Annotated in this window: 20 protein-coding genes; 11 read left to right on the plus strand and 9 right to left on the minus strand. The window is 55.8% G+C overall.

What is annotated here, in order from left to right:
* Positions 1-67: 67 nt before the first annotated feature.
* Both mfd and KTE_RS19670 read right to left on the minus strand, forming a co-directional pair.
* Positions 68-3,577, minus strand: coding sequence for a transcription-repair coupling factor (mfd, locus tag KTE_RS19665; RefSeq protein WP_201383796.1), 3,510 nt, complete (start codon positions 3,575-3,577; stop codon positions 68-70).
* Between the two features lie 374 nt (positions 3,578-3,951).
* Positions 3,952-5,265, minus strand: a complete 1,314-nt coding sequence (locus KTE_RS19670) for an RNA-guided endonuclease TnpB family protein (RefSeq protein WP_201383798.1) — start codon at positions 5,263-5,265, stop codon at positions 3,952-3,954.
* Between the two features lie 354 nt (positions 5,266-5,619).
* On the opposite strand from KTE_RS19670, the gene KTE_RS19675 reads away from it, so the two are divergent.
* Positions 5,620-5,958, plus strand: coding sequence for a metalloregulator ArsR/SmtB family transcription factor (locus KTE_RS19675; protein ID WP_201383800.1), 339 nt, complete (start codon positions 5,620-5,622; stop codon positions 5,956-5,958).
* A 40-nt stretch (positions 5,959-5,998) separates the two neighbouring features.
* Positions 5,999-6,157, plus strand: a complete 159-nt coding sequence (locus KTE_RS19680; protein ID WP_201383802.1) for a hypothetical protein — start codon at positions 5,999-6,001, stop codon at positions 6,155-6,157.
* Here KTE_RS19680 and KTE_RS19685 read toward each other — a convergent pair.
* The 7 genes from KTE_RS19685 to KTE_RS19715 all read right to left on the minus strand — a co-directional run bounded on the left by KTE_RS19685 (position 6,128) and on the right by KTE_RS19715 (position 13,482).
* Entirely contained in the window at positions 6,128-7,726 is a 1,599-nt protein-coding gene (locus KTE_RS19685; protein ID WP_201383804.1) for a S41 family peptidase, read from the minus strand. The genes KTE_RS19680 and KTE_RS19685 overlap by 30 nt on opposite strands.
* Positions 7,727-7,905: 179 nt before the next feature.
* On the minus strand, positions 7,906-8,589 hold the full coding sequence (gene pth, locus KTE_RS19690; protein ID WP_201383806.1) for an aminoacyl-tRNA hydrolase: 684 nt from the start codon (positions 8,587-8,589) through the stop codon (positions 7,906-7,908).
* A gap of 84 nt (positions 8,590-8,673) precedes the next feature.
* The gene (locus KTE_RS19695; protein ID WP_201383808.1) at positions 8,674-9,936 is read right to left on the minus strand and encodes a metallophosphoesterase; all 1,263 of its coding nucleotides are present in this window, start codon (positions 9,934-9,936) and stop codon (positions 8,674-8,676) included.
* A gap of 204 nt (positions 9,937-10,140) precedes the next feature.
* On the minus strand, positions 10,141-11,100 hold the full coding sequence (locus KTE_RS19700) for a D-alanyl-D-alanine carboxypeptidase family protein (RefSeq protein WP_201383810.1): 960 nt from the start codon (positions 11,098-11,100) through the stop codon (positions 10,141-10,143).
* A 134-nt stretch (positions 11,101-11,234) separates the two neighbouring features.
* Entirely contained in the window at positions 11,235-12,695 is a 1,461-nt protein-coding gene (gene gatA / locus KTE_RS19705; RefSeq protein WP_201383812.1) for an Asp-tRNA(Asn)/Glu-tRNA(Gln) amidotransferase subunit GatA, read from the minus strand.
* A 6-nt stretch (positions 12,696-12,701) separates the two neighbouring features.
* The gene (gatC, locus tag KTE_RS19710; protein WP_201383814.1) at positions 12,702-12,992 is read right to left on the minus strand and encodes an Asp-tRNA(Asn)/Glu-tRNA(Gln) amidotransferase subunit GatC; all 291 of its coding nucleotides are present in this window, start codon (positions 12,990-12,992) and stop codon (positions 12,702-12,704) included.
* 181 nt (positions 12,993-13,173) lie between these two features.
* Positions 13,174-13,482: an acylphosphatase gene (locus tag KTE_RS19715; protein ID WP_201383816.1), complete on the minus strand. Its 309-nt coding sequence runs from the start codon at positions 13,480-13,482 to the stop codon at positions 13,174-13,176.
* Positions 13,483-14,083: 601 nt separating this feature from the next.
* On the opposite strand from KTE_RS19715, the gene KTE_RS19720 reads away from it, so the two are divergent.
* The 9 genes from KTE_RS19720 to KTE_RS19760 all read left to right on the plus strand — a co-directional run bounded on the left by KTE_RS19720 (position 14,084) and on the right by KTE_RS19760 (position 24,276).
* On the plus strand, positions 14,084-15,055 hold the full coding sequence (locus KTE_RS19720) for a MoxR family ATPase (RefSeq protein WP_201369074.1): 972 nt from the start codon (positions 14,084-14,086) through the stop codon (positions 15,053-15,055).
* Positions 15,056-15,058: 3 nt separating this feature from the next.
* Entirely contained in the window at positions 15,059-16,273 is a 1,215-nt protein-coding gene (locus KTE_RS19725) for a DUF58 domain-containing protein (protein WP_201369073.1), read from the plus strand.
* A gap of 5 nt (positions 16,274-16,278) precedes the next feature.
* Positions 16,279-18,747 carry a transglutaminaseTgpA domain-containing protein gene (locus tag KTE_RS19730; protein ID WP_201383818.1) on the plus strand — a complete coding sequence of 823 codons (2,469 nt, stop codon included), beginning with the start codon at positions 16,279-16,281 and terminating at the stop codon, positions 18,745-18,747.
* A 131-nt stretch (positions 18,748-18,878) separates the two neighbouring features.
* Complete coding sequence (locus KTE_RS19735; protein ID WP_201383820.1) at positions 18,879-19,244, plus strand: hypothetical protein; 366 nt, start codon at positions 18,879-18,881, stop codon at positions 19,242-19,244.
* A gap of 588 nt (positions 19,245-19,832) precedes the next feature.
* Positions 19,833-20,054 carry a hypothetical protein gene (locus KTE_RS19740; protein ID WP_201383822.1) on the plus strand — a complete coding sequence of 74 codons (222 nt, stop codon included), beginning with the start codon at positions 19,833-19,835 and terminating at the stop codon, positions 20,052-20,054.
* A 206-nt stretch (positions 20,055-20,260) separates the two neighbouring features.
* Positions 20,261-21,214 carry an ABC transporter ATP-binding protein gene (locus tag KTE_RS19745; RefSeq protein WP_201383824.1) on the plus strand — a complete coding sequence of 318 codons (954 nt, stop codon included), beginning with the start codon at positions 20,261-20,263 and terminating at the stop codon, positions 21,212-21,214.
* A 116-nt stretch (positions 21,215-21,330) separates the two neighbouring features.
* Positions 21,331-22,155 (plus strand): ABC transporter permease, encoded by an 825-nt coding sequence (locus KTE_RS19750; RefSeq protein ID WP_007910501.1) that lies wholly within the window; start codon positions 21,331-21,333, stop codon positions 22,153-22,155.
* Positions 22,156-22,252: 97 nt separating this feature from the next.
* Positions 22,253-23,266, plus strand: a complete 1,014-nt coding sequence (locus tag KTE_RS19755) for an N-acetyltransferase (RefSeq protein ID WP_201383826.1) — start codon at positions 22,253-22,255, stop codon at positions 23,264-23,266.
* A 26-nt stretch (positions 23,267-23,292) separates the two neighbouring features.
* On the plus strand, positions 23,293-24,276 hold the full coding sequence (locus KTE_RS19760; protein WP_201383828.1) for a GNAT family N-acetyltransferase: 984 nt from the start codon (positions 23,293-23,295) through the stop codon (positions 24,274-24,276).
* Positions 24,277-24,311: the final 35 nt, after the last annotated feature.

Here is a 24,311-nt window from a genome sequence, read left to right on the forward strand (position 1 = left end):
TGATGAAGCGCGCCCTGGTAGCCACAGACTACCAGGGCGCGCTTCATCATGCTCCATTAGTACCCTTTTATGCGCTATGGGTTACCGCCGCGGTAATTGAGGGCAGTAGTTCCTGTAGCTTCTCCATCCAGTCGGGGCCGAGGAGGCGACGCGGGATACGGACCACGCCCTGTTGCACCTGGGCATCATTGCGGAAGCGCTTATACAGGTTGATGCGGTTGGGAATGATATTGCGCTTGACGCTCAAGATAAAGGCGTTATCCTTGAGGGCAATTGACTCATAGCCAAGCTGAGCAGCCTGCACCTTCAGCCGTACCAGGGAGAGAAGGTTTTGGACCGGGGCGGGTAGGGGACCGAAGCGATCAGTTAGCTCAGCCTCCATGGCCTCGACCTGCTCGGGCTGGCTCAGGTTGGCCAGGCGCTGGTAGAAGTTGACCTTGAGCGTGCGGTCACCAATGAAGTCGTCGGGCAGGTAGGAGTCCAGGGGGAGATCGACGCTGGTGGCGATGCCCGCGACCTCGACTGGCTTGCCCTGTATCTCCTGAATGGCTTCTGCCAGCAGTTTGCAGTACAGGTCGAAGCCAATGGTGTTCATAAAGCCGGACTGCTCGCCGCCCAGCAGGTTACCCGCGCCACGAATCTCCAGGTCTTTCATGGCGATTCTGAAGCCTGCTCCCAGCTCAGTGGCCTCAAAGATGGCGCGCAGGCGTTTCTCCTGAATAGGCGTCAGGCGCGCGTTCTTGCCGTAGAAGAAGTAGGCGTATGCCTGGTGTGTGCCGCGCCCCACGCGCCCGCGAAGCTGGTAGAGCTGCGAGAGGCCGAAATAGGCGGCGTTGTTGACGATGATAGTGTTGGCGTTTGGAATATCCAGGCCGTTTTCGATAATGGTCGTCGAGATGAGGACGTCATACTCGCCATTAGTAAAGCTGAGCATGACCTTCTCCAGCATGTCTTCGTTCATCTGACCATGACCAACGGTGATACGCGCCTCGGGGACCAGTTTCTGGAGCTTCTGTGCGATCATCTGAATACCCTGTACGCGGTTATGCACGAAGAAGACCTGCCCTCCCCGGTCTATCTCGCGTAGAATGGCCTCGCGTACCAACTCATCATCATATTCGCGGATGGTGGTGCGGATAGGGAGGCGCTCCTGCGGTGGCGTCTCGATGACGCTCATGTCGCGCAGGTTGACCAGGGACATGTGCAGGGTACGCGGAATGGGGGTCGCGGTCATGGTGAGTACGTCGACCTCGTTGCGTAGTTGTTTCAGGCGCTCTTTATGCATGACGCCGAAGCGCTGCTCTTCGTCGACGATGAGCAGGCCCAGGTGGAAGAAGACCACGTCCTTTTGGAGCAGGCGATGCGTGCCGATGATGATATCGACCTTGCCCATTGCCAGGTCTTCCAGTACCTGCTTCTGCTCCTTCTCCGAGCGGAAGCGGCTGAGTAGCTCAACGCGTACGGGATAGGCCTTGAGGCGCTCTTTAAAGGTGTTATAGTGTTGCAGGGCCAGGACGGTGGTGGGCACGAGCACGGCGACCTGGCGCTGGTCCAGGACGGATTTGAAGGCGGCACGCAGAGCGACCTCGGTCTTGCCGTAGCCAACGTCGCCACAGACGAGGCGATCCATGGCCTTGGGACGTTCCATGTCCGCCTTGACCTCTTCGATGGCGCGGGCCTGGTCGGGCGTCTCCTCGTAGGGAAATGCATCCTCCAGTTCCTGCAACCAGGGCTGCTCGGAGTCAGGGGAAAAGGCGTGTCCAGGGGCCGCTTCGCGCGCGCTATAGAGCTTGAGCAACTCTCTGGCAACGTCCTGAACGCTCTCCTTCACGCGCGACTTGGCCCGCGTCCACTCGGTCGTACCCAGCTTACTTAGCGCGGGGACGGAGTCGCCCATGCCGATAAAGCGCGTGACGCGGTCAAGCTGATCGGTTGGTATATAGAGCTTATCGGTTCCGGCGTAGTGAATAAGCAGGTATTCGCGCTCCACGCCGGCCAGGTTCATTTTTGTCAGGCCCTCGAAGCGCCCGATGCCATGTTCCTGGTGTACGACATAGTCGCCAGGGTTGACCTCCGCCAGGAATGAGGCGGGGGTGACGGGCTTGCGTCGTTGCTGGCTACGTCGCTTGGACCAGCCAAAGATCTCGGTATCGGTGTAGATATAGAGCGCGAGCGAGCGACACTGCCAGCCCTCGCTCATCTGGCCCTGGATGAGGGTGAGAGTGCCCGCTTCAGGCAACTGGTTAATATTGGTGCCAGGGCTAACGTGAATGGCCTTGTCCTGAAGAATACTCTCGTCACTGAGCACCTCGGCCATACGCCGTGCCTGTGCCGTGACGATGACGATGCGGTCCCGGTTCTCCAGGGCCTTGTGGCAGTCCAGGACGAAGGCGCGCAGGCGTCCACCATAAGAGTTGGCGCTGCTGAAGGGGGGCATCAGGTGTTCTGAGCCACCATGCTGGCGCATCTCAAACTCGCCCTCGGCGGCGGAGAGGATATCTGCGAAGCGTACCTGGCGCCGCTGCTGGAGTGCAAGCTCTAGCTCTGGCCAGGCTATATGTGCCTCTTTCAGATGCGCCGGGTTCTCGCGCTCACGCTCCAGGCGCTCTTTGATCTCCTGGACCTGGGCGTCGAGCTCCAGAATACGATTTTGAATGAGACCAGGGTTATCCAGAATGAGCAGGCCTGTACGTGGCAGGTAGTCCAGCACAGTGGCAGGCTGATGCAGGTAGGGGAGATAGAAGGCTATATCGTCGAAGGAGCGCCGCTGCTTGAGCACGTCGAGGTCATTGTTCCAGCGCTCCTCGGCGTCACGATGCAGGATTTTGCTGTCAAGCGTGGCAAGCTCCTGCGCGGCCTGAGGACCACGTACCGGTAGCGCCTCGCGGGCAGGCCCCACTACACAGTCCTGAATCGGGTTCAGGGAGCGCTGTGTGGCCTGGTCAAAGGTACGAATAGACTCAATCTCATCGCCGAAAAATTCGATGCGTACCGGGCGTGGCAGCGTTGGTGGAAAGAGGTCGATAATACCGCCGCGATGGCTGAACTGCCCCGGTTGCTCAACCTCGGCGACCGGCTCATACCCCAGGTCATAGAGCTGTTCAAGCATCGAGGTCAGGTCGGTCTCCTGTCCCTCACGCAACTGAAAGAGGGCGGTGGCAAGCTCCTGTGGAGGAATGACTGGCTGAGTCAGGGCACGTGCCGAGCAGACAACAATCGGGGTACGCTCACGCTCGACCAGAGCTATAAAGGTTTGCAGGCGGTGTTGCGTGGTTTCGGCGTCGCCTATGAGGCGCTCGAAGGGCATGGCATCCCGGTCTGGCAGGCAGAAGACATCGCTAGGATTGATAAGAAATTGTTTGAGTGTCTCCGCCAGCTGCGTAGCCTGATTCTCGTCCTGTACGACGATCAGCAAAGGTTGCTTGAGCGAGACGGAGAGGGTCGCGATAACATATGGGCGCGCAGCCTCCGTAATACCCGTGAGCAGGGGAACGCCTTCGGGCTGGCGAACCTGCTCCAGAAGACGGCGAAACTCGGGTCGCTGAGCCAGTACTGAAAGTAATCCCTGTAAAGTCACATCACCCTCCAGCTAATGCGGTGTCGTATCATGCCATGCCTTGCAAGACCCTCAAACGGATCGAGAGACATTTTGCAGGCCAGATAGCCACGCATCGCTTCCAATCTACATCCGCACGAGGAGTATATCAAAAGAAAATTTAGCATGTCAAGTTATAGATAATGGGAAATGCCCCTACAACCACGTGGGGGTAGGGGTCGTGTCGGCAGCTTCTTCTCTACTAGTCGCTATCATAGCGTACAAGACACATTTTCGCAATGCCCCAATGCATAGCAATGGACCTTTTTGTTGTGTTTTGAGCTATATTGATAGAGGTCATGGCAGTGTCTTTTCCACGCACACACCCTTTGAGACAGAAAGTCAGTACCCTACGGCTAAAGCCGAGGGCTTGGAGTTGTGTCTGAACTCCACCGCAATTCAGCATACCTTTTCAGGCGTGCTGCTTTGGCTTCAACGTCCGACACATCAGGGCGTACTGACAAGAGGCCCGTTCCTATCCAGTCTTGCCGGATAAGAAGCGTTCGCATCGCAATGTTTCTTGCACCAACCAGATCGGCATGGAGCGTGTACTGACAATTCTGACAGAGAAAGAGCAAGCCCTTGTGTGGACGATTCTCTTTGCAGGTATGCCCACATTTGGGGCAGGCCTGCGAGGTGTAGTTGGCATCCACCTTGATCGCCATACTTTGATGCAAGAGCGCTTTATAAGCGATCATACTGTGCAACTCTGCAAAGGACCATTTGGAAAAGGCACGATTGGCTTTGCGCTGTTTTGCACTGGCTCGCTTGCCTTTCCGTCGTTTGGTCTGCTCGCGAATATCTGTCAGATGCTCCAGTCCAATCAAGCTTTGAGGATATTGCTTCACAATCCGTTTACTCACGACATGATTGGCGTTTGCTTTCAACCGTCTCTCTCGTCCACTGATGGCAACGAGCCTTCTCGTCGCGGAACGAGTGCCTTTCTTTTGCAGACGCTTTCTCAGTCGTGCAGAGTGATGGGATCTAGCAACAATGGAGGTGTCAGCATGGAAGGTGCAATTGCCTTGCATTGTCGCCGTGACGGCAAGGTATCGCATCCCCACATCCACGCCAACGACCTGCTTGTGTGTTTCTGGGGTAGGATCAGCCGTCTCCACTTCCAGGGAGACAAGGAGGTAAAACTGCTTCTTGGCTTTGTCATACCAGAGTTTCGATGCACCAATCTCCGTACCACGCTGGATCAATGCCACATGCTTATTGTAGCCAGTATAGGGCACAACGATACGTCCATCGAGCGTGAGAAGACTCACGTGCTGCTCTTTCTTGAACGTGTAGTCTTTCTTATACTGGTAGGTCAACGTGGGAGAGAGAAACGTAGGAGCCTGATCAAGCCCTTTATACCGTTTCTTGGTGAGACCTGCCTTACGATGAGCAGCATTGTTCTTCACCTTTGTCCATAAGCCTTTATAGGTGGCACCAACTTGGCGAGGAACAGAACAGGCCATTTGCGAAGGCAGATGAAAACGGAGACGGATCTCTTCGTAGGTGGCATCTTGCAAACGAAGAGCATTACTCAATTTGCCATTCGCAAAGGCGTACTGGCTCACATAGTTGAGTGAATCACGATACGCCAGTTGCGTTGTGCGTAATGCCTTGAATTGCTCGGGCGTTGTATTCAATTTAAGTTTCGCTGTTAATACCGTTTTCATAGTCTGAATTATACCATAGTTTTCATCTGCCTGTCAATAATACATGAGCAGATGAAAGCATGTCTACGGCATATTCCACCCAAGCCACCTCCAAAGGAACGCCGCATTCCTCCCCATGCCTGAAAGGGCAGAGGCATCCTGCGGCGTTTTCGGTGAAAATGCAGTCTCTCCCTCTTGACAGTGGGGTTTTTCTCGATTACTATTTCAATAGTCATTGAAATGCTGAATCATTGAAATAGTAAAGCGTAAGGGTGTGTGGGCCGGCTGGCTCCGCCAGCCGGCCCACACACCCTTACCCCATGCGAGGCACCGCAGGTGCTGAGGCGGGAAGTGTAGGTAGAGACAGGGGAACATATGCAAGAGGCCTATAAGGCAATCGCCGATCCGACCAGGCGGCGTATTCTTAAATACTTGCGGGGAGGAGAGCGCACCGCGGGCGAACTAGCGGAGCATACAGGGGCGAAGCCCAACGCGCTCTCGCATCACTTGATGGTGCTGAAACTGGCTGACCTGGTGCGCGTCGAGCGACGCGGTCAGTTTCAAGTCTATTCGCTAAACACAACTGTCTTTCAAGACCTGATGGCTGAGATCATGGATTGGTTGGGGGGAATGGATGAGGAGAAAGACGAAATGCTGTCAGGTGAAGAGCCCTCCGACGAATCAGAGCCGGAGGCTCGTGCTGAGCATGATTAAGTATCCATGTAATACGCGATGAAGCATAGAGGAGAGCACCATGAGCGCTTCTGATAACGAGCGCGAGAAGATCGCGCCACAACCGAAAACCTGGACGATGCCAGTGGTCCTTTTACCCTCTATGACGTTGGTGAGGATAGGTGCGCCGTGTACAAGCATTTCCCAATCTTCAGGCCAGGCCAGCCAGGTCCAGAGCTAGCTGGATGGCTGCGTGGGGATCATAGCTGTGCGTGGCGAGATAGTCATAGGTGAGTTCATGGTCTGCTTTGAGTATGTTGCCTTGCTCTTCATTGTTGGGGAAGAGGATCCGGCGTTTGAAGGCGATATGCCCCTTGAGGCGCGAATATTGTAGGGTGAAGCTGAGCGCATCAGTGAAGCAGTTGCCAGACTGAGCCGAAGGGGTACCTATGACGCACGCGCCATGGCGTTGGAGGGTCACAGCCGTATCAAAGCCTGCGCTATATGTTTGCGCTGAGATGAGCACGTAGACTTTTGGTGCCCATGAGGCCTCGTAGGCGCGCTTCTGAAACTCGCTGGCGAAGGTTGGGGATGCCTTAACCCGCTGGCGCAGATCCGCCAGAGCTTGCAGGCGTACGCGTGGCGTAAAGCCGCTCTCCTGACGCTGCAACCAGCTTGCTTCGTCGGTGTAGTCATAGCCACCATTGCGCAACGCTTCACTGTGTTCTTCTGGTGTGTCTTTGATATAGTTTTCGAAGTAAAGCGTTGAGTAGCGCTTGATGTGATAGCCTTCGTTCCAGGCGCTCGCGAGCATAGCATCGATGCCGTAAAGGAAGTAGCTCAGGATGGTGGCAAAGAACGAGTTGCCGCCAGGGCAGAAGCGTAGATCAATGATGAGTACCGAGGTATGTGCCAGGCGCATTGCGGAGAAGAGGTCGCGAAGCAGGTCCGTTGCCGCCGGGACAAGGGCGATGCGTTCTTCCAACTTCCCAGGCAGATTTGTGTCAAGGGGTGGGTAACGTTGCGCATCCTCAAGCAGTTGTTCCACGTGCCCGATGTCACCCAGGGCGTGGAACTGCTCAAAGCTCTCGCGATAGTGCAGGAGTGAGTCGGCTCGCACATAGGCTACCTGGTGTCCGACATCGAGGAAGGCGCGGCACATGCGCGCTGAATTGAGCGGGGGCAGGATAAAGGCGCTATCTGGCTCCAGGGGAATACCGGGGCGCTCCTCAAGAAGCGGAATCTGGATGGTTTGCTGATCGCCATTGCGCAGCGTGAGCGTCACCTCGATGGTGTTGGGTGGCTCGTCCTGGTGCAGGAGGGTGCTGAGGAGCAAAGGGTCTTTTAGAGCCAGGGACAGGTGAACGAGGTTCTGGTAGATGTTATCGTAGCCCTGGATCTTGCCCATACGTGTGAGGAGGGTTGGTAGTGGTAGGCTGTTCAGGGCGAGCAGGCGCGCTCCCAGTAATACCTCCTGCTCAGGCTGGTAGACCCGGGCGAGGTAGAGATCCTGCTCGATTACCGACCAGGTCAGCCAGGGGTGACGGCGCGTCCTGGCCTCGCACTCCTCCTCTGGCGTAAACAGGCATGTATGTCCATCCCCCAGCGAAGCGACGAGCGGGCGTATGTGGCAGAGAAACTGGGTCTGAGTCAGTCCATCTGCTGGGATGCTGTTCAGGAGCGTGTCAACACGACGGTGAAAGGCGAGGGAACCTCCGCCTGCAGTATAGGGATCAGGATGGGACTCGCTCAAGAGACGCGTAAGTTGGTAGAGATCTTCCTGAAGCGCTTGCCGGGAAATGCGCTGCATGTTACCATTCTCTCCTCTCTCTGCTCTCTCCCCCATGGTGCCTCAAAGCGAGGAGCCACCTTACCTATACTTCTCGCTTTGAGGTACCATAGCCTACTACACCTCCTACCGGCCCTTGAGGGAAGTTGGCGCCTGCGACGTGGGTCAAGCCAAAAAAGGCGAAGTTCCAGGAGCGAATGTTAAGCTCTGGGGCTGGAGGAGTCTTCTGCCTGCTTCTCACCGATTGTGGCTTGTTGCTGGCGGGCGGCTTCGCGCTCTTGCTTGAGGCGGCGCTTCTCTTCTGCCTTGCGCTGGGCCTCGGGATCAACATTGAGGGTATTCATGGCCTGATCAAGCCCTTCGCGTAGGATGAGCGAGAAGGCTTCCAGGGCCTTATCCTCTGCCTGAAGCAGGGTAATATACTCGTCTTTGGGAGGGATGCCCAGCACATAGTTGATGGTGTCTGGACGGCGGTTGGCGGGGCGCCCGATGCCGACGCGCAGGCGAGGAAACTGGTCGGTATGCAGGTATTGGATCAGGCTCTTCATGCCATTATGCCCACCGGCGCTGCCTCTGGCGCGTACTCTGAGCTGTCCCACGGGCAGGTCGAGCTCATCATAGACCACCAGGATATCCTCGGGTTCAAGCTTAAACCAGCGCTGTAGCTCGCCTACAGCCTCGCCACTATTGTTCATAAAGGTAATGGGTTTTACCAGGACAACTTTCTCATGCTCGAGGGTGGCGTTGGCAATCATCGCCCGCCCACGACGCTCCCAGCGCACTCCTAGCTTCTCCGCCAAGGCGTCTATGACGCGGAAGCCCACATTATGCCGGGTCCGCTCGTACTGGGCGCCAGGGTTGCCCAGGCCAACAAGTAGTTTCATAAGATGTTTTTCTTACTTCTTCTCCGAACACCCTGAGCGCGAAGCGCTAGACACGCAAGTGGCGTTGGGTTTCGGAATAAGATCTTAGCGACCGTAGGCCAGGCGTGTTGCCAGGTAGGGAGGCAGGCCCGCCTTCTCGATCTTCTCCTGCGTTTTCTTGAAATCATAGTCAACGCGGTAGAATGTGAAGCCGCGCTCAGTGTCGTAGATCATAAAGGCTGCGCGTGGATCGCCATCACGAGGCTGACCGACGCCGCCGGGATTGACGATGGCGCGATAGCCAGCCGGGGCCTGCCAGTTGCCCTCGGGCGGGACAATCATGTCGTTGGTGACCTCGACCATGCTCTGGCTCAGACCCAGCAGGGCCAGCAGCTCTTCAATCTCCTGATTCAGGCTATCTTCCGCGCTCAGGATATCGGCCTCAGAGGTGACGTGCTCACCATGGCTCTCCTCTTCGTCCGTCTCTTCCAGCGCGTCCGCCTCTTTCTCCAACTCCTGCGTTTCTTCGTCCACAAGAGCGTCCTCTGCCAGGTCACGCTCCTGCTCTTCGTCGCCCTCTGCGTCGTCTTCCAGGGAGATGTCCTCGTCTCCTGGCTCCGGTGCTTGCTCCGCATCCAACTCTAGCAGGTCTGGCTCTTGCTCCAGGTGGGGCGCGACATGGGCCATGTCTTCGGAGGGTGCTGCCTGCGCGCTTTGCTGCTGGGCGGGACGCACGGCCACCATCTCGGCGGTGTCGTCATCATCCTCTTCGATCAGCGAGTCCGCCGCCTGTACCTCTGCCTCAGCGGCAATATTGTCAACAAGCGCCTGTACCTCCTGCTCACCAGTGAGGGGAACGGTTGGCGTTGTCGCATAGGTATCAGGCTGCTGGAAGATTATCGGGACATGCGTATGCCCGACAATGCAGTAGCGTGTGTCGAAGTGTTGGAAACTGCGTTCCGCCAGGACTTCTGAGGTCAGATACTCCCACAGTGGACCATAGGGACTCCCATGGACCAGCGTGCAGGCGCCCATTTGTAGACGCTCAGGGAGTTCCGCGAGGAACTCGAAGTGCTCATCAGTCAGTTGGTCACGCGTCCACTCCGCAGAGATGCGTGCAGCCTCGCTAAACTCTTCCAGATCGATCTTGCCCACGGCGGCCCAATCATGGTTACCGGCAATGATCACATCTGTGCGCTTGCGCAGCGTCTCGATACACTCATTCGGATTTGGTCCATAGCCAACCAGGTCGCCCAAAAACCAGATTTGATCAATGGGCTGTTCTTTGGCGAGCTCGTCAATTCTGGCGAGTACGGCCTCGAGAGCCTCTAGATTGGCGTGGATATCGGTAAAAATAGCGTAACGCATTCGACAACACTCTTTTTTTTACTATGCTCGTTATATGGCAGAAGTTGGTGGAACTATTCTATCATGTTTGCCTGGTCCTTGCCAGTCCTTGCAGAGATCTGTCCGACGCTGCGGAGTGGTGCGCTGCTAAAGCACGCGCCTACATATGATAGGACGGAGCTGGTCGCGCCTTGATATGTAGACGCGTGCTTTAGCAGCGTCGGCCTACTTCATGGGTAGGCTAAAGCCCCAATTGAGCAACTTTGAGACGTCCTGATCGCGAATGGCCTGGTCGGGACTATTGAGTACGACGCCTATAAGTGAGTGTCCATTGCGCTGGGCCTCGAATACCAGGCAGTAGCCGGCCAGGTCGGTATGCCCGGTCTTGACGCCCAGCATGCCCTTGTATGTACTTAAAAGGGTGTTTGTATTGGTCCAGGTATGTGGTCCATGCTGTTTGGTTGTGGGCAGGGTATAGGTCGGCGTATCAACGATCTGACGAAAGACAGGATTAGTGAGCGCGTAGCGTGCGAGCCTGGTCAGGTCAGCCGCCGAGGAGTAGTGGGTATCCTCGCTGGTCAGGCCGTCCACATTGGTATAGTGCGTTTGAAAGAGATGCAACCTGCTCGCGAAGAGATTCATGCGTACTACGAAGTTCTCAGGCGAGCCAGCCAGCGCGTCAGAGATGGCTATTGCGGCATCGCCGCCCGAGGGAAGCATCAGGCCATAGAGTAGCTCGCGCAGGGTAAATTGCTCGCCGGGGACCAGTCCCGCATTACTGCTGCCTAACTCAATGACGTGTAAATAGGCGTCGCGTTTGACGGTAATCTCCTGGTCCAGGTTGCCGGTCTGAATCGCGATAAGGGCCGTCATGATCTTGGTGGTACTGGCCATGGGGGCGGCCTGCTCGCCATGGATGTCGTAGAGCACATGCCCATTTTGCATATCAACAAGATAGGCGACTTTGGCCTGGAGAACGGGCAGCGGACCCTGGGCCGTGAGTTCAGGTTTGGGCGTAGGGATAGGCGTTGGTGTCTCGGGTACAGGCGTCGGCGTAGGTTCGACACTACTCATTCCAGGTAGCGTGACGCCCGCGATACTTGTGGCGTACAGCGTCAGTGATGTCAGGAGCAGGCAACAGGCAATAATAACCAGGATGACGCCCATGATGAAACGGCGATTCATGGCCACCCTCTTTCAAAGAAATAGTAATAGTTTTTATATTGGTATTTATCAATATTGGGGGCGTGTATGACGCTACTGGCGTACGCGTCTACTTCCGGAAGTAGACGCGTACGCCAGTAGCGTCGAGCCATGTCTTAGAGATTCTTGGGCCACTGCTTATGGTGATCGGTGACGCGCTCAAAGGCGTCGGCGATGCGCAGAATGGCTGCTTCCTGGAAGGTATTGCCCAGCAGTTGGACGCCGACGGGGAGGTTCTCGCTGAAGCCGCCAGGGATGGAGATGCCACAGATGCCAGCCAGGTTCGCGGGAATGGTAAACATGTCCTGTAGATACATCTGATAGGGATCTGAGATCTCGCCCAGCTTAAAGGCCACCGTTGGGCTGGCCGGGCTGACCAGGGCATCGACCTGGGCGAAGGCTTCATCGAAGTCGCGCTTGATCAGGGCGCGAACCTTTTCGGCCTGTTTATAGTAGGCATCGTAGTAGCCCGCGGAGAGTGCGTAGGTACCCAGCATGATGCGGCGCTTGACCTCGGCGCCAAAGCCATTCTGGCGTGTCTTCTCCATCGCTTCCCACATGTCATCGGTGTCGCGGTAGGAGTAGCCGTACTTGACACCATCATAGCGGGCCAGGTTGGCGCTGGCCTCGGCGGGCGCGACAATGTAGTACGCGGCCAGGCCATACTTCGTGTGAGGCAGTGAGACATCAACGATCTCGGCGCCCAGGTCGCGCAAGGCCTCAATGGCCGAGTGGACCACCTTTTCGACGCCCGGATCCATGCCCTCAACCCAGTATTCCTTTGGCACACCGATGCGCATACCTTTGATATTTCCTGTCAGGGCCTGGCTATAATTGGCAACCTCCTGGGTTGAACTGGTGGAGTCGCGCTGATCATGGCCCGCGACCGCCTGCAAGAGTGTCGCGGTATCTTGCGCGTCACGCGCGAAGGGGCCGATCTGGTCAAGCGAGGAGGCGAAGGCCACGAGGCCATAACGTGAGACGCGCCCATAGGTGGGCTTGAGGCCCAGGATGTTGCAGAGCGCGCCTGGCTGGCGAATGGAGCCGCCGGTATCGCTGCCATAGGAACCCATGGCCATACCCGCGGCAACGACTGCTGCCGAGCCACCGCTGCTGCCACCTGGGGCGCGATCCAGGTCCCAGGGATTATGCGTGGGGAAGAAGGCCGAGTGCTCGGTTGAAGAACCCATGGCGAACTCGTCCATATTGGTCTTGCCCAGCATCACCGCGCCAGCCGCGTTCAGCTTCTCCATGACCGTGGCGTCAAATGGCGGCTTGAAGTTCTCCAGCATGCGGGAGCCACAGGTGGTGGTGATACCCTTGGTGCAGATAACGTCTTTAATGGCCAGGGGAATGCCGGTGAGTGGCGATAGGTTCTCGCCGCTGGCGAGGCGCTTATCCGCCTCTTCGGCCTGCTTGAGTGCCAGGTCATCTGTTACCAGGGTGAAGGCTTTGACCCTGTCGTCCACGGCACGAATGCGCTCCAGGTGCGCTTTAGTCAGCTCCACGGATGAGAGCTTGCGCTGCCGAAGCAACTCGGCTGCCTCGTGTATGGTGAGTGTATGTAGATCTGTCATCTCGAACTATTCTCCCTCCAGCACCGCGTTGACTTTCAGGCTGTTTTCTTCCTGATCGGGGGCGTTGGCCAGAAGCTCCTCGGGTGAGTATGAAGGCTGGGGAGCATCCAGGCGCATAACATTGGTGAGGCGTGAGGCGTGCGCCGTTGGCGAGACGCCACTCACGTCGGCTTCCTGGAGAATCTGAATATGCTCAAGAATGGCGGAAAGCTGGCTTCCAAACAGCGTAACCTCTTCCTCGCTGAGTGCTAGCCGGGCGAGGTTGGCCACGTTCGTTACTGTCTCGCGATCAATCATAAAACAAATCCTCTTCGTGCTACTTTTCTAGTTGGTTTTGTTTGGTGCCCCGCCAGGTGACACAGAGATCTGTAGGGTCCATGCTTGCATGGACTTATGTGCTGAGGGCGAGCATGTCTCCCGGCGGAGCGAGTCCATGCAAGCATGGACCCTACAACTTGTTGGATGTACTATTGTATACTTACCAGCGAATAGTGAAGTTGCTCATGGCTTCGCCTGGCGTGCGCCACTCAGCCTCGACATGGCGCACATCGGCTGCGGAAGGCCCCTGGCGCAGGTGCTCAAGTAATTGTTCCAGCACCAGGCGCGGTCCCTGAGCGACGACTTCGACATCGCCGTTGCTTTTATTGCGTGTATAGCCACGCAGATGCAGGGCGCGGGCTTGCTGCACGACAAATTGACGAAAACCAACTCCCTGTACCCACCCTTGTACGATGGCATAGAGTTCTTCTACCTGCGTGGGACTGTGCTTGTTTTCGCTCTGGCTCATGGCATCATTCTAGCATACTCTTATCTATGCGCATAGTCCCGCTTTTGCCCGGGCCTCATTTCTCAGCAGCGCGGGTGATAAACCCAACAAAAGGTCCTACTCCTTAACACGATTCTAAGCGTTTTTGTAACAATTGCTTTCTATGGGCGTATTTATAAAAGCAGGAATTTCGGCTTTGATAGGTAGCACGGTTCGCTACTCCTATGTGTAGCCTCCTTTGGGGTAGTGGTGTGATACGCCATGGCAGCCTACGGCTGCCATGGCGTATCACACCACTACCCGGGGCGAGCGCCGCAGGCGCAAGGAGTCACACATATATAAGTGTGTGTGAGGAAAAGCAGGCAAAGGCCGTATATTGTAGTACAAAGTTGTACAAAAGATAGTCATGGCAATTGTACGTTATTCTGGGATCAAAAGAGGTCAGTTGGTAAGAAGTGCAAGGAGCATTGGCGCGTTTAATTTTATTTCAAATCTTTCAAAATGCTTAGAAACATGTTTTTGTGTTCAGGCATTGGTATAAGAAGAGGACATTGCGGTAAGAATCATGGTAAAATCTGTTCTATATACTGACCTCTCTTAGTCCCTCACTGAGGTAAAAAATATGCAGTCTGTACAGGATCTGGCAACGGCGGTCCAGCGCGTGGTTGCTAACGTTGAGCGTGTCATTGTTGGTAAAGCTGAGTCTGTAGGGTTTAGCCTGATCGCGGTCATCTGCCAGGGGCATGTTTTGATTGAAGATGTGCCGGGCGTGGGAAAAACGGTGCTGACGAAGGCTATTGCGCGTTCTATTGGGTGTTCATTTAAGCGTATTCAGTTTACGCCTGATCTGCTTCCCAGTGATGTGACGGGTGTCTCGATCTACAATCAGAAAACGGGGAACTTTGAGTTTCGCCCGGGACCAATTATGGCTCAGATCGTGCTCGCAGATGAGGTTAACCGTGCGACGCCCAAGACCCAGTCCGCTCTGCTGGAGGCGATGGAGGAGACCCAGGTTACGATGGATGGCGTCTCGTACCAGCTCCCCAGACCCTTTATGGTGATGGCGACGCAGAACCCTATTGAGTATGAAGGTACCTTTCCTTTGCCAGAGGCCCAGCTGGATCGCTTTATGATGAATATCAAACTGGGCTATCCACAGCCTGCCGATGAAGTCAATATCCTTGACACTCACCAGCACCATCATCCCCTGGATGACCTGACACAGATCATGACTGCCGAGGAGTTGGTGACTATTCAGCAACAGGTAAGAACTATACATGTTGATCAGTCTATTCGTGAATATATTGTGAGCCTGGCGGGCGCGACGCGTAGCCATCCCAATATCTACCTGGGCGTCAGTCCCCGTGGTTCGCTGGCCCTCTTCCGTGCCTCGCAGGCCCTCGCAGCCATGCGCGGTCGTGGCTACGTTATTCCAGATGATATCAAGTTGCTTGCCAAACCCACACTGGCGCATCGCATTATTGTGACTCCGGCGGCTCGTGTGCGTTCAGTTACCTCTTCTGTTGTACTTGATGAGATCTTGCAGAGTGTACCGGTTCCCAATGCCTGGGTCGGTGGTGGAAGGGGGCGCTAGTGTATGCTACGTCCCTGGCAAGCTCTCCTCCTCATTGTATTGTTAGCCTTCTTCGCTGTTAGCAGCGGTTGGCATGATCTCTATGTGTTAACCTATGTCTTACTGGTACTTTTTGTGCTCTCGTGGTTGTGGGCGCGCTATAGTGTGCGTAAGCTCATCTTCCGCCGTTCAAGTACCAGTGGACGCGTACAGGTAGGTGAAGCCTTTGAGGAGCGCCTGATGCTTGATAATTTGAGCGTCTTGCCTAAACTCTGGGTGCAAATCGTTGATGGCTCCGATCTACCCGGACATCGCGCCGGCTATGTCGCCAGCATGGGGGGACGCAAGCGCGCGATGTGGCGTGTGCGTACATCGTGTTGGCAACGAGGGCGTTTCCAGTTGGGACCGGTGAACGCGATTAGTGGCGATCCCTTCGGCCTTTTTCGCAGGCATGTCTCCCTGGCGCCCTCGCATGAACTCCTGGTGCTGCCGCGTGTCCTGCCTATTACGAGCTTCGCGCTCTTCTCGGGTGGTCTTCCGGGTCGTGGGAAGAGTTCCCGGCGCGCCCTGCAAACGACAACCAACGCGACGACGATTCGTGAGTATGTCGCGGGCGATGCTCTGAGCCGTATCCACTGGCGCTCAAGCGCGCACTACAATAAGTTGATGGTTAAGGAGTTCGATCTAGATCCCGCGGTTGATGTCTGGATCTTCCTGGATTTGAATGAAGCTGTACAGACCGGCGAGGACGAGATCTCAACCGAAGAATACGCGGTTACCATTGCCGCGACCATCTCAGTGTATCTCCTACGCCAGGACCTCTCGCTTGGCCTGATCGTCAATGGCGAAAAGCGTGAGACGCTGTCTATGGATCGTGGAGACCGACAGATAGAGCGTGTGCTGGAACTCCTCGCGGTCGTGCGCTCAGGCTCTGGCCCGGACTTAAAAGAGGCCCTGGCGCTCGATGCATTTCACCTGGGGCGCAACACCGCCGCCATTATCATTACGCCCTCGAACGCGCGCGATTGGCATACGGGTGCTCAGCAGTTACAACGGCGTGGCGTGCAGGTCGCCGTGATTGGCCTGGACGCGGCCTCCTTCGAGGAGGGACCTGCTGACGAAGATAGTTTAGCCTTGTTAGAAGGCGCTGGCATTCCTGTTTTACGTGTACATAGGCAAGACTCCCTGGAGCCTATTCTGGAAAGTGGCCCGGAAGCCCGCTACGCACAACGGAGGTAGTGACCATGCAAGATGCTGCGGTTAACCAAATGCTTAGAGTGCTCTCCCGCTCACCCAATGATGGACGTGGCAGAAGAAAGAAAGGGAAACCGCGCGAGTCCGGCAGTTTCCACTTGAGCATGGAGGAGGGGTGGCTCTCGCTCTTCCTGTTGGCGGCTGTCGTCTATAGCACTATCTGGTGTGTGCAGGCTGTGGGCTGGGTTGATAACCTGAATGTGCTTACCCTGACAACCTTGCTTGGCCTGGTCGCGGGCGTGCTGGCCTCCAAGCAATATCGTTTCCCCAGTATCGTAGTACACGTTGTCGCAATGCTTTTCGGTCTCTTTGTGGCCTTCTGGCAGACCGCAGGCGCCTTCCACAATGGGAGCTTCGCCGCCTTTGCTGGTAGCCTGGGTGATTGGTTTAATACGGTGCTGCATGGTGGCTTTGGCAATGATGATAGCATCTTCCTCTTCTTTATTGTGACGCTGGGCTTTGTCCTGGCGTACACCAGCGCGTGGTTGGTCTACCGGACCCGTAGCCCCTGGCTGATGATTATCGCTAACGCTGTCGTCCTCCTGATCAACCTGAGTAATACAACGAATGGCTATATTATCTTCCTGGTCATCTTTCTGCTGGCGGCCTTGCTCCTGGTGTTGCGCTTTAACCTGTACGAGTCCATTAAACGCTGGAATCGCCAGGGGTTGCGCTACTCCGAAGATCTTGGCTGGGACATTATGCAGGCTGGCGCCCTGATCTCTATTGGTATCCTGATCTTCTCCTGGATATTACCCTATGGCTATACCGATCCGAATGTCTCACAGATCTGGACGGTTGATTCCAACCCCTGGGTGCAGTTGCAAAACACCTGGGACCGTATTATGTCCGTCAATGGAGGCGTGAACGCCGCCAATCGCGGAAGTTTTCGTGATACCCTCACCCTGGGTGGCAATCCTAATCTCAATAACGAGATTGTGTTTACCGTCCAAAGCGATGATGGATCGCAGTATCTACAATCAACGGTCTTTGATACCTATACTGATCGTGGATGGACGATCAGCCCCACCTCCAATCATAGCCTAAAAGCCAAAGAGACCAATCCTCTGCCAGTGCTGAAGATCAAGCCTGTGACGCAGAGTATCACGGTTGTCAATCAGCCCGCGCTCCAGTATCCCTACCTCTTTGGCGCGCCCCAGATTGTTTCGACGAACTTGCCCGCGAGTATTATGCAGAGCCGTACAACCGGCGAGACCACGGCCTGGCTCAACCAGAATGGCTTTATAACCGGGGGAAATACCTATACCGTCACTTCCGATGCCTCTTCGGCTGACGAGGCCTCGCTACGGACAATCCCATTACCAAAGGACGCGACGAGTACCTATAGTCCTTCCGGGCAGGCGTCAGCCGATGCCTATGATCCCGATATAGTGAGGGTGTACACCCAGTTGCCCCAGGACCTCGATCCCCAGATTGGCATCCTGGCACAGAATATCACCAGGGATAAAAAGACGATGTATGACAAGGTGTTGGCGCTTGAGACATACCTGCGTGCTCACTATGCCTATGACCTTAACATCAACAAGCCACCGCGCGAGGAGGGTGTCTCTTGGTTCCTGTTCCGTAGCAATAACCGGGGCTTCTGTAACTACTTCTCCTCGGCTATGGCAGTTATGGCGCGTTCCCTGGGGATTCCGGCGCGTGTCGTGGTGGGATATACCAATGGCAACTATGACACGAAGACACACCAGCGCGTGATCCGTGGCGTCGATGCCCATGCCTGGACGCAGGTGTACTTCGCCGGTTATGGCTGGATCAATTTTGAACCCTCGCAGTCGTTCGCGACCTTTAGCCGCCCCTTGCCGGATACAAGCGGGAATGGATCAGGATCAACTGGTAACTTGCCGGGTGGCCCCAATGGGCCAAACAATCCGCAGAACCAGGATCCACGCCACAAAATTGGCGCAAACGATTCCCTTGATGGTTCTGGGACGAATGCATCTGCCATCGGTCCAGATGTAGGGCGCTCGGTGAGCGTGGCCGCGGGAAGCTTGATCCTGCTACTGCTCTTTGGCTGTATCCTCTTTAGCGTCTGGTGGCGTAAGCTCTTCCGCAATTTGAGCGTGACCAGTCAGGTTTATGGGCGTGTCTGTATGCTTGCCGACTGGGCTGGTATCCGCCTGCAACCCTCAAACACGCCAACGGAGTACATGGATAAGCTGGCGCAGGCGTCTCCCGACGAGGCCGAGATGTTGCATCGCCTGGGTGATATCTATACCCGCGAGCGCTGGGCGCCGCCCGAAAGTCCCGACCATCCAAAGCACAATGGCGACCTCAATGAGATCGGGAGGCTCTGGCAGAGGCTCCAGCCCAGGCTCTTCCTCTACCTGGCCCGCCATCCCTACTTCCTGCGTTGGGGACCACGCCGCCTGCTCGTACTCTGGCGCGAGGCCCGGGAGCGTCGCAAGCAACACAAGATGCTGTACGACAACCTATGAGACATAGGTCAAGTTAGCTTGACCTGGTAGAGCTGTTTGCATACACTATGAGGTGCAGTCTGTTGATTGAAGAGGTTTTATATGGCTCGCAGACTGCATCTTCTCATGGGTTTTGATGCAGGAGGGTTCGAATGACCTTGGAGACAATGGAAAATAGTGAGCAGATGCTTATTCCTATCGCGGGAAATGAGCAGCAGACGTTAGAGATTGCTGGCGCAGCCCCGGTGCGTTTCCAGACACTAGATGTGGCGCGTCACGTCGCGATAGCGCCCAATGGCAAACGCTATGTTGTGGCCACGTTTAATGATCAGCGCCTGAAACGAGATTATGTCACGGCCATCTATCCCCAGCAGGGGGGCTATCTGACCCTTCTCCGCCTCGTGACTGCTGAGTCCAGCAGCGAGACGATTGAGGAGGCCATTCAGAAGCACACCCGCTTTATTCAGATGATCCAGCAGGGAAAATTGCAAGAACTGCTTGCCTCCCTGGCTAAATAAACAGGGAAACAAGCTATGGACGTGTGTGGCGCGGGCATTCTGCTTGCGCCACACACGTCCATATTTTTCGCCTTCTTGCCCTTGACAAAGCTCAGGAACGTCTCGTATAGTTGCTCATTTCATGGACAGGTATTGCACTGCCCACAAAACTCGCTTTAACCTACGCCTGTTGACGAACCAACTAGGCGGGCGGTTGGACTACGACCAACCGTGAAAGAAAGCATCGCAATCCACGCCTTCTCTAAGTGTAAGAGAACCTCTCAGGCTCCTGCAAAACGTTTGCAGCGAAATGAGCCGAATCGGTCCATTGAGGGACCCCTAACACGCTCATGTTTTTCCCGTAGGGAGCGTTTGCCTACAAGCCCTGCGCAACATGATTGAAAACGTGCTCTTATGGAGAGTATAGCTGACAAAGAACACCGTGTCAATCATGATGAATATACTATCAAACTGTCGGACTGTCATCGATGTCTTGACTTTTGGTCCCACCATATTCTATACTTGCCAACGGTGGGGCGCGCGATAGACGCGCACTTACCTTCTACCTCTATCGCTTCAGTAAAAAACACTCTTGGAAAGGAGTAGGCAATGATGACAGAGCATATGCTTCTGCATTTCACAGACCATGCTGCGCTTGTGCGCCCTCGTGGCTTTGTGCGCTCTGATGGCTATGCGTTGCCTGCTGCTTGCTTCGCCTTCTGCGCTCCGGGTGTTGGAATCGGCGCATTCCAGGCAGACATTTTCCTGGTGGCCCAGGGGAGCAGTATGCCCATTTCGGGTGGAGGACCGCCTGTCGAGAGAGACAGGTGAGTACATAAAAAAATCCTCAACCGTGGGCAACTGGTTAAGACGCAAATCCAGTTCCCACGGTTTTTTGTTGTATTTTTCTTTCTTATTTGCCAATGGAGGAGGCCTTATGCGCAAGTGACGCGTGGATGTTGTCTCGTGGTGGATGTCTCTCTTGTAGGTTTTATACATGTTATTGCCTGAATATGCTATCTGGAAGGAGTACTTACTTGACCGTTACTATGAAAAATTCTCTGTTCGACGACATTGAACTGGATTTTACCCAGGATGCAGTCGTGATCGACGGAGTTTCAAAGATATTCACAAAGCCGCGCCCATTCTTGGGCAAGTTTTTGAAGAAGAGCGAAGAGAAGCCAGAGAAAAGCACCGAGGTGCGAGCTGTAGATAACGTCAGCCTGATTGTAAAGCGGCGTGAGATCGTCGGCATTCTGGGAGCCAATGGCTCAGGCAAGTCGACACTCATCCGTATGATCTCGACGCTCCTGCTGCCGGACGAGGGACAGATCCGTGTCTTTGGCTACGACGTCATTAAGGACGAGCGCATGATCCAGCGTCTGATCAACCGGGTGAGCGTGGAGGCGTCGTTCTTCAAGAAGCTCTCGCCAATGGAGAATCTCCTGTACGCGGCACGCCTCTACAACATGCCTGGCGACGAGGCCCGGAGCAAAATCAGGAGCATCCTGGCGCGCCTGGGTATCAAGCCGGATCGTATTGATGCGCCCCTGGAGAATATGTCACGTGGCATGCAGCAGAAGGTCGCCATCGCACGCGCCTTCCTGACCTCGCCCATCGTCCTGCTACTGGACGAGCCTACAACGGGCCTGGACCCGCGCTCAAAGATCGACGTGCAGAACTTTGTTAACGAGTTGCGCGACAAGCATGACGCAACAATCTTGATCACGACGCACGACATGGACGAGGCCGAGGCCCTCTGTGACCGCGTGGCGATCATCGACCAGGGGCGCATGATGGCCCTGGGCAAGACCGAAGACCTCAAGCGCGAGGTTGGACGCCTGATGGGACGCGGGGAGCCCGCCACGATGAACGAAGTCTTCATGCACTATACGGCGACGCGCCCAATCACAGCAGAAGATATCAAGCGCTATGGCAGCTGGGAGAAGGCCTTCGAGGCCCTCGAAGCCGAGCGCGAAGAAGAAGAGTAGCTGTCGTGAGGGGAGGTGCAGGAGGGTCTCCCTCCTGCCGGGGTGTGGGGTGTCCCCACAAAACTCCCCCTTATCTTTAGGATGCAGTAATAAAAGACAAAAGGGAAAAAATATACATGGCTTCTTTGATACATCAGGGGCGTGCCGCCTATGCCTTCTTTGAGCGCAACTGGAACCTGACCAAGCGCTATTGGGCCTGGGAGATCGTCTGGCTCTGTTATAACGTGGTCAATGCCCTGAGCATTACGTTCATTGCCCGCGCTACGCCAGACTTGAAACCCGCCCAGGTCAACTATATGATCCTGTACCTGCTGATCGGTACCTCGGTGTGGACCTATTTGAGCGTGACCTTTGATGGCGTAACAGACGTCATCAACATCGAGCGCTGGGAAGGCACTATCGAGCATACCTTTATGGCACCTATCTCGCGTTTCACGCACATGATTGGGAGCTGTTGGTACGCCATCGTGCACGGCCTGCTCTTCACAGGCCTGCAATTGTTTGTGGTGGTCCTGTTCTTCCACCTGGACCTCAGCCAGGCAAACTACCTGACGGCGATCTTCATGCTCCTGCTGGGTAGCGTCTCGTTCATCGGCTTTGGTATCGCGACCTCAGTCCTGCCGCTCCTGTACACCGAGAAAGGCATGCAGATGTCCTTCATCGTGCGCGCCATCATCCTGCTGGTGTCGGGTGTCTACTACCCGGTCAGCGTTCTGCCAGCCTGGATGCAGCCCTTCTCCTGGCTCTCGCCCGCGACCTACGTGCTCAATGGCTTGCGCGCAGCCCTGCTGAGCAACAAGCCTATCTGGTCGCCTGAGATCTGGAGCTATACCTGGCCCTTGATCATCATGAGCGTGGTCAGCATCCCTCTGGGGATGACCATTTTCCGCATGGCCGAGCGCTACGCCAAGCGCACCGGTCGCCTGAAACGTAACGGTTAAACACGAGATGCAGCGTCCATGCTTGCATGGACGCTGCACGATGTGAACTGTAGGGTCCATGCTTACATGGACTCTGCATGGACGAAGGAGAGACACGATGTCTGACGCGAGCCTACCAGAGGGGCTGCGTATGCGCCCCGCGACCCTTGCCGATGTGGAGCAGGTAGTGCGCCTGGCTAACAGCAATGAGATTGAGTACCTGGGCGAGCCCGATACCTCAGCGGATTTCTTGCGCCATAACTGGAGCCTATCGACGCACAAGCCCGAGGAGAATGTTCGGGTGATTGTTACAAAGGAAGATGAGATTATCGCCAGCGTGGACACGCGCCACAAACGGCATGTGAAGATTGATATGGAGCTGGATGTACATTCAGCCTATCGCGGACAAGTGGAGCTTCCACTGATGCGCTGGGTGGAGGAGCGCGCGCAAGATCATATCGCGCTGGCACCTGCCGATGCGCAGGTCCTGCTCGGTACCTGGGCGCATCAAAAGGATACACAGCGCCAGCAACTCTGGACGAGCGTGGGCTTTGAACTGACGCGCTATTTCTGGAATATGAAGCGTGAACTCACACAGGCTCCCGAGCAGCCACAGTGGGCTCCGGGTATTTGCCTGCGCACGTTCAAAGAGCTACAGGAGGAAGCACCCCAGGGAGACGAGCGCCTGGCCCGCGCGCTCTTCGCGGCCCACGAAGAGGCTTTTAGCGACCACTGGGGCAATATCCCCGGCATCTATGAGGAGTGGCACGAGCATCACCTGGGGAAAGAGGCCGATCTCTCGCTCTTCTTCCTAGTTATGGACGGCGATCAGGTCGCTGCTTATGCTCGCTGCGCCGACGAAGGCCAACAGGGTGGCTGGGTGCATACCCTGGGCGTGCGGCGAGCCTGGAGGCGCAAGGGCCTGGCCCTGGCGCTCCTGCATCACACCTTTGGCGAGTTCTACCGGCGCGGCACTCGAACCATTCGCCTGGGCGTGGATGCGCAGAGCCTCACAGGCGCGACTCGGCTCTATGAGCGCGCGGGTATGCATGTTGAGCGCCGCTTTGCAAACTTCGAGAAGGTGCTACGCCCAGGTCGCGATATGCGCACCCTCTCGCTCAACCAGGCATAGTTCTATGGAGAGAAAAAGAGGAAATCATGGATGTATCTACATTGCCAGCAGGCATAAGCGTGCGGCCCGCGAGCCTGGATGATATCCAGGCCCTCGTGGCTCTGTTTGAGGCGCGTGATAGAGAACTTGGCATCGAGCCTGAGCGGACGGCAGAGAATCTTAAGCGCGACTTTACTAAACCCCATGTGGATCTACAAAGAGACTCACTTGTAGCACTCACCTCAATGGGTGAACTGGTGAGCTATGCTTGGGTGGAAGATCAGCAACATGTGCATATCTTTATGAACTTGGAGACGCGTGCCGACTATCGTGAGAGCGGACTCGCGGACGCCATGCTGGAGTGGGCCGAGACGCGAGCCAGGGAGTATATTGCCCAGGCTCCCGAGGGCCTGCGCGTTACATTACGCAACGGCTGTGATGTGCACTATGTATCACGCCGGCACCTGCTGGAACGGCATGGCTTCCAGGTCGTACGGCACTTTTATGACATGAAGATCGAGCTTGCCGAACCACTTCGGCAGCCTGTATGGCCTGATGGTATTCGTGTTCAGAATACGCAGCCAGGTATGGAGCGTGCTATCTTTGAGGCTAATAATGAGGCCTTCCGTGATCATTGGGGCTTTGTCGAGAACAGCTTCGAAAATTGGTCACATTATGCTCTTGATCCACACACCTTTGATCCCACGCTCTGGTTCCTGGCGATGGATGGCGAGGAGATCGCAGGCTTCGCGATTTGTGGTAAAGAGGGCGATGATAAGGGCTGGGTATATGATCTGGCGGTGCGGCGTCCCTGGCGGCGCAAGGGCATCGCCCAGGCGCTCTTACACGAGGCTTTCAACGCCTTCTATCAGCGGGGCATTCACAATGTCCTCCTCGGCGTGGACGCCAGCAGCCTGACTGGAGCGCTACGCGTCTATGAGCGCGTCGGTATGCACGCCGTACGCGAGTTCCTGGCCTATCGGAAGGAACTACGCCCCGGCAAGGAGTCCGGCACCGAAGAACTCGCCTGACGTTGTAGGGTCCATGCTGGCATGGACTCTCCTCG

It is taken from the genome of Ktedonobacter sp. SOSP1-85 (genome assembly GCF_016587415.1).
Taxonomy (GTDB): Bacteria; Chloroflexota; Ktedonobacteria; order Ktedonobacterales; family Ktedonobacteraceae; genus Ktedonobacter.

Bases quoted from the DNA above. Each gene is read 5' to 3' on its own strand.
- gatC (WP_201383814.1), bottom strand. From the start codon at position 12,992: ATGATTGATCGCGAGACAGTAACGAACGTGGCCAACCTCGCCCGGCTA.
- KTE_RS19685 (WP_201383804.1), bottom strand. From the start codon at position 7,726: ATGCAGCGCATTTCCCGGCAAGCGCTTCAGGAAGATCTCTACCAACTT.
- KTE_RS19750 (WP_007910501.1), top strand. From the start codon at position 21,331: ATGGCTTCTTTGATACATCAGGGGCGTGCCGCCTATGCCTTCTTTGAG.
- KTE_RS19675 (WP_201383800.1), top strand. From the start codon at position 5,620: ATGCAAGAGGCCTATAAGGCAATCGCCGATCCGACCAGGCGGCGTATT.
- KTE_RS19720 (WP_201369074.1), top strand. From the start codon at position 14,084: ATGCAGTCTGTACAGGATCTGGCAACGGCGGTCCAGCGCGTGGTTGCT.
- KTE_RS19700 (WP_201383810.1), bottom strand. From the start codon at position 11,100: ATGAATCGCCGTTTCATCATGGGCGTCATCCTGGTTATTATTGCCTGT.
- KTE_RS19730 (WP_201383818.1), top strand. From the start codon at position 16,279: ATGCAAGATGCTGCGGTTAACCAAATGCTTAGAGTGCTCTCCCGCTCA.
- KTE_RS19735 (WP_201383820.1), top strand. From the start codon at position 18,879: ATGACCTTGGAGACAATGGAAAATAGTGAGCAGATGCTTATTCCTATC.
- KTE_RS19755 (WP_201383826.1), top strand. From the start codon at position 22,253: ATGTCTGACGCGAGCCTACCAGAGGGGCTGCGTATGCGCCCCGCGACC.
- KTE_RS19680 (WP_201383802.1), top strand. From the start codon at position 5,999: ATGAGCGCTTCTGATAACGAGCGCGAGAAGATCGCGCCACAACCGAAA.
- KTE_RS19760 (WP_201383828.1), top strand. From the start codon at position 23,293: ATGGATGTATCTACATTGCCAGCAGGCATAAGCGTGCGGCCCGCGAGC.
- pth (WP_201383806.1), bottom strand. From the start codon at position 8,589: ATGAAACTACTTGTTGGCCTGGGCAACCCTGGCGCCCAGTACGAGCGG.
- gatA (WP_201383812.1), bottom strand. From the start codon at position 12,695: ATGACAGATCTACATACACTCACCATACACGAGGCAGCCGAGTTGCTT.
- KTE_RS19670 (WP_201383798.1), bottom strand. From the start codon at position 5,265: ATGAAAACGGTATTAACAGCGAAACTTAAATTGAATACAACGCCCGAG.
- KTE_RS19695 (WP_201383808.1), bottom strand. From the start codon at position 9,936: ATGCGTTACGCTATTTTTACCGATATCCACGCCAATCTAGAGGCTCTC.
- KTE_RS19740 (WP_201383822.1), top strand. From the start codon at position 19,833: ATGATGACAGAGCATATGCTTCTGCATTTCACAGACCATGCTGCGCTT.
- KTE_RS19725 (WP_201369073.1), top strand. From the start codon at position 15,059: ATGCTACGTCCCTGGCAAGCTCTCCTCCTCATTGTATTGTTAGCCTTC.
- KTE_RS19715 (WP_201383816.1), bottom strand. From the start codon at position 13,482: ATGAGCCAGAGCGAAAACAAGCACAGTCCCACGCAGGTAGAAGAACTC.